Origin of the sequence: Paraburkholderia sp. Ac-20336 (assembly GCF_017105025.1) — a bacterium.
Taxonomy (GTDB): Bacteria; Pseudomonadota; Gammaproteobacteria; order Burkholderiales; family Burkholderiaceae; genus Paraburkholderia.
Window position 1 is genome coordinate 1 of the sequence record NZ_JAAGPS010000324.1, and the last position, 538, is coordinate 538.

Consider the following 538-nt stretch of genomic DNA (forward strand, 5'->3'; position numbering starts at 1 on the left):
CGAAGCCGGCGTGCTCGGCCGCCTCGGTCACGCGGCGCGTGACGACGCCCGCGCCCGAGAAGATCGTCGCGACCTTGCGATCGACGCCGGGCAGGTCGGTCATCTCGACCGGGCCGAGCTGTTCGAGTTTTTCGGTGTTGAGGACGGCCGAGAACGGCGTGAGCGGCACCGCGCCGCCCGTGTAGCCGGTGCCGCCGCCGCGCGGAATCACGGTCAGGCCGAGTTCGAAACAGGCCTTGATCATGCCGGCGATCTCGGCTTCGGAGTCCGGCGTCAGCACGACGAACGGGTATTCGACGCGCCAGTCGGTCGCGTCGGTCACGTGCGCGACGCGCGACAGGCCGTCGAACTTGATGTTGTCTTTCTGCGTGACCTTGCCGAGCACGCGCGTGGCGCGGCGGCGCAGGTCGTAGGTCTGCTGGAATTCGCTGGCGAACTGGTCGATCGCGCGGCGCGCGGCCTGCACGAGTGTTTCGACGCGCGCGGCGCGCTCGACGCCGGCTTCGTCGCCATGGTCGCGCAGATCGGCGCGGCGGCG

1 protein-coding gene is annotated in these 538 nt (G+C 70.4%); it reads right to left on the reverse strand.

Annotated features, from left to right (window positions below; genetic code table 11):
- A partial coding sequence (locus GXB81_RS31965) for an FAD-binding protein (protein WP_205991237.1) occupies positions 1 to 538 on the reverse strand: 538 nt, incomplete at both ends.